At 57.4% G+C, this 4,459-nt stretch carries 4 protein-coding genes; 2 read left to right on the top strand and 2 right to left on the bottom strand.

Going from position 1 to position 4,459, the window contains the following annotated elements; translation table 11 throughout:
* Nucleotides 1-78, bottom strand: a 78-nt coding sequence (locus KGB07_RS25560; protein WP_223441004.1) for a hypothetical protein, incomplete at its 3' end; no start/stop codon positions are given.
* A gap of 435 nt (nt 79-513) precedes the next feature.
* Nucleotides 514-1,413, bottom strand: a complete 900-nt coding sequence (locus tag KGB07_RS25555; RefSeq protein ID WP_008053123.1) for a LysR family transcriptional regulator — start codon at nt 1,411-1,413, stop codon at nt 514-516.
* A 157-nt stretch (nt 1,414-1,570) separates the two neighbouring features.
* Here KGB07_RS25555 and KGB07_RS25550 point away from each other — a divergent pair, with 157 nt between their 5' ends.
* Both KGB07_RS25550 and KGB07_RS25545 read left to right on the top strand, forming a co-directional pair.
* Nucleotides 1,571-2,752, top strand: coding sequence for an acyl-CoA dehydrogenase (locus tag KGB07_RS25550; RefSeq protein ID WP_046043971.1), 1,182 nt, complete (start codon nt 1,571-1,573; stop codon nt 2,750-2,752).
* Nucleotides 2,753-2,763: 11 nt separating this feature from the next.
* Nucleotides 2,764-3,984, top strand: coding sequence for a CaiB/BaiF CoA transferase family protein (locus KGB07_RS25545; protein WP_223466910.1), 1,221 nt, complete (start codon nt 2,764-2,766; stop codon nt 3,982-3,984).
* Nucleotides 3,985-4,459: the final 475 nt, after the last annotated feature.

Here is a 4,459-nt window from a genome sequence, read left to right as displayed (position 1 = left end):
CAGCTTCTTGATGGTTTCCGGGGTTGCAGCAACCCGTGTTTCACCGGTCTGGGTTTCGAGAGGAACACCAATGTGCACGTCAAATCTCCTGCGTGATCTTATAGAGTAAACCCATGCACTACGGATGGTGCGGCTGGGGCGGCCGATCAGCACGATCCCGCCAAATCAGGGCGGGGCGCGGCATTTTGCAGGCGAACTTTGTGCCCTTCAAGGGATTATGACGGGTGACGGAAAATTAACTACAAGTCACCCCGTGACCGAATGTCGCAACCAACCGGCTCGATCCCTTGCAGACCGTGCTTTTCAAGGATTCTGGCCGAAATTGAAGAATTTACACATCGGCCGTATGAATGATGCGGCATCGCCTCGAAATAGTGGCGCAAAGCCGCGTCATCAGGCGCTTGTGGGACGTTTGTACGACTTTTCGATACAGTTTGCTGCTATGCGACAAATACGTACATCTGTAGTGCTTTCATTTTGCTGACTACGGGGTCAGGTAATCATGGGGAGCCTTTATCCCTCTAGGCTGTAGCTGTGCGCCTGATTTACCAGCCAGTCACGAAATGCCCTTAAAGACGCGGATTCGACCTTTCGCTCAGGAATCATCAGGTAGTAAGCCTTGATGCTGGACAGTGCTTGCGGGTTGGCGATCACCAGGCGTTTCTCTTTCAACTCCCTTTGAATCAGGAACGGCGGAATCAGGGCAATGCCCATGTCGTGCATGGCGGCCTGGGCGAGCATGGAGAATAGCTCGTAGCGGGGGCCTGTCATGTCTCTCGGGACATTCAGGTGCTGGGAGTCGAACCATTGGCGCCAGGCATAGGGGCGGGTGGTCTGTTGCAGGAGAGGTAAGTCGGCGATTTCGCCGGGCGTCAGACCGGTCTTGTTTCCGAGCAGGTTGGGGCTGCAAACGGGCATCGGATTTTCACCCATCAGCCTGTGGGACTCAGTACCCGACCAATCCGCGTCACCGAAGTAGATGGCGGCATCGAAATCCGTGTCGGCGAACAGGAACGGCCGCGTGCGGTTGGTCAGGTTGACCGTCACTTCCGGGTGCTTTTGCTGGAAGTCCTTGAGGCGCGGCAGCAGCCATTGGGTGCCGAAGGTCGGAACTACGGCCAGTTCGATCACGTTGGTGCCCTGCTGGCCCATCACGGACAAGGTATCGCGCTCAACCGCATCGAGCTGAGTGGCCACTCGACGGCTGTAGGAGAGTCCGGCTTCCGTCAGCTTGACCCCGCGCCGCGAGCGTCGGAACAGTTCCACGCTGAGGAACTCTTCAAGGCTGGCGATTTGTCGGCAAATCGCCCCTTGGGTCAGCGAAAGTTCCTGGGCGGCCTTGGTGAAGCTCTCGTGGCGCGCCGCGGCCTCGAAGCTGATCAGGGCGGTGGTGCTGGGTATCTTTCTGCGCATGTACGTCAACCTCACTAATACATCGCATAAAGGCTCTTTCGCGACGTTTCGGAGTGAGAAATTAGCACAACAGTATGCAAAATCCTCGTTTGCCGTAGCGCCGATCCGGGCCTAGGATCAGTCCACGTTATTTGACCCGATTCGAGAGGACACACTCATGGGCGGTAAAGCTAGCTTCAACTGGATCGATCCCCTGCTGCTGGATCAACAGCTCACTGAAGAAGAACGCATGATTCGCGACACGGCTGCGCAATTCGCTCAGCAAAGCCTTGCGCCGCGCATCCTCGAAGCTTTCCGTCATGAGAAGACCGATCCGGCGATCTTCCGCGAAATGGGCGAAATCGGCCTGTTGGGTGCAACCATCCCCGAGCAGTACGGTGGCAGCGGCCTGAACTATGTCAGCTACGGCCTGATCGCCCGTGAAGTCGAGCGCATCGACTCCGGCTATCGCTCGATGATGAGCGTGCAGTCCTCGCTGGTGATGGTGCCAATCAATGAATTCGGTACCGAAGCGCAGAAGCAGAAGTACCTGCCGAAACTGGCGTCGGGCGAATGGATCGGCTGCTTCGGTCTGACCGAGCCAAACCACGGCTCCGACCCGGGCGCGATGATCAGTCGTGCGCGCAAAGTGGAAGGCGGCTACAGCCTCACCGGCAGCAAGATGTGGATCACCAACAGCCCGATCGCCGATGTGTTCGTGGTCTGGGCCAAGGACGATGCCGGCGACATCCGCGGTTTCGTTCTGGAGAAAGGCTGGAAAGGCCTGAGCGCTCCGGCGATTCACGGCAAGGTGGGCCTGCGGGCATCGATCACCGGTGAGATCGTGATGGACAACGTATTCGTTCCGGAAGAGAACATCTTCCCGGATGTCCGTGGCCTGAAAGGTCCTTTCACTTGCCTCAACTCGGCACGTTACGGCATCTCCTGGGGTGCGCTGGGTGCGGCCGAGTTCTGCTGGCACACCGCTCGCCAATACACCCTGGATCGCCAACAGTTCGGTCGCCCGCTGGCCGCCACTCAGTTGATCCAGAAGAAACTGGCCGACATGCAGACTGAAATCACCATGGCGCTGCAAGGTTGCCTGCGTCTGGGTCGTATGAAGGACGAAGGGACCGCGGCAGTCGAAATCACTTCGATGATGAAGCGCAACTCTTGCGGCAAGTCCCTGGACATCGCGCGCATGGCTCGCGATATGTTGGGCGGGAACGGCATCTCCGATGAATTCGGTGTTGCGCGTCATCTGGTTAACCTGGAAGTGGTGAACACCTATGAAGGTACGCACGACGTCCATGCACTGATCCTCGGTCGTGCGCAAACCGGCCTCCAGGCGTTCTATTAAGGAGAACGTCCATGGGCGCGCTATCGCATCTACGGGTACTGGATTTATCGCGGGTGCTGGCCGGGCCTTGGGCCGGGCAAATCCTGGCCGACCTTGGCGCCGAAGTGATCAAGGTCGAGCGTCCGGGTAACGGCGATGACACGCGCGCCTGGGGACCACCGTTCCTTAAAGACGCTTATGGCGAGAACACCAGCGAGGCCGCGTATTACTTGTCGGCCAATCGCAACAAGCAATCGGTCACCATCGACTTCACTCGCCCTGAAGGGCAGAAGCTGGTGCGTGAACTGGCGGCCAAGTCGGACATCCTGATCGAGAACTTCAAGGTCGGCGGTCTGGCGGCTTATGGTCTGGACTATGAGTCGCTGAAGGCGATCAATCCGGATCTGATCTATTGCTCGATCACCGGGTTCGGCCAGACCGGTCCTTACGCCAAGCGTGCGGGTTATGACTTCATGATCCAGGGGCTGGGCGGTCTCATGAGCCTGACGGGGCGACCTGAAGGCGAAGAGGGTGCGGGGCCGGTGAAGGTTGGCGTGGCGCTGACGGACATCCTGACCGGGCTGTATTCGACTGTCGCAATCCTGGCTGCGCTTGCGCATCGGGATCACGACGGCGGTGGTCAGCATATCGATATGGCTCTGCTGGATGTGCAGGTGGCTTGTCTGGCCAACCAGGCAATGAACTACCTGACGACAGGCAATGCGCCTAAACGCTTGGGTAATGCTCACCCGAACATCGTGCCCTATCAGGATTTTCCTACGGCGGATGGCGATTTCATCCTTACCGTCGGGAACGATGGGCAGTTCCGCAAGTTCGCGGAAGTGGCCGGGCAGCCGCAGTGGGCGGACGATCCGCGTTTTGCGACCAACAAGCTGCGGGTGGCAAACAGGGCGGTACTGATTCCGCTGATCCGTCAGGCGACGGTGTTCAAGACTACCGCTGAATGGGTGGTGCAGTTGGAGCAGGCTGGTGTGCCCTGCGGGCCTATCAATGACTTGGCGCAGATGTTTGCTGATCCTCAGGTGAAGGCGCGCGGGTTGGCTATCGAGCTGCCGCATGCGCTGGCCGGGATGGTGCCTCAGGTGGCGAGCCCGATTCGACTGTCGGAAACGCCGGTGGAGTACCGTTTTGCACCTCCTCTGCTGGGTGAGCACACGCTGGAAGTTTTGCAGCGGGTGTTGGGCCTGGATGCCGGGGCGGTGTCCGCATTCAAGGCTTCGGGCGTTCTCTGATAGGTCTCTTCTATATAGAGGGGTGTTTCGGCTCCTCTGTATAGGCTTTCTTTGGGTGGTTTTGCTGCTTTCTGCAGCTTGTTGATAGAAAACCTAAATCAGTGCTTGACGGCAGATTCCAGGTGTCTATAATTCGCCCCACTTCCGGCGCAGTCGAAACGGAAAACTCCTTGGTAAACAAAGAGTTACGCAGTTTTGACAGCAGGTTGCTTCAGTTCATCGAAGCCGAAAGGGAGTTGAAAAAGAGGTGTTGACAGCAGCGTGTAACGCTGTAGAATTCGCCTCCCGCTGACGAGAGATCTGAAGCGCAAGTGGTTGAAGTTGTTAAAGATTTCCAAGCGAAACTTTGAAAACTTCTGAAAATAATCACTTGACAGCAAATGAGGCTGCTGTAGAATGCGCGCCTCGGTTGAGACGAAAGATCTTAACCAACCGCTCTTTAACAACTGAATCAAGCAATTCGTGTGGGTGCTTG

The organism is Pseudomonas sp. GL-RE-26, assembly GCF_019956275.1.
In the GTDB taxonomy this organism is placed as follows: Bacteria; Pseudomonadota; Gammaproteobacteria; order Pseudomonadales; family Pseudomonadaceae; genus Aquipseudomonas; species Aquipseudomonas grandcourensis.
Note: the sequence above shows the minus strand (reverse complement) of the source record. Positions and strands in the feature narration are given on the sequence as shown.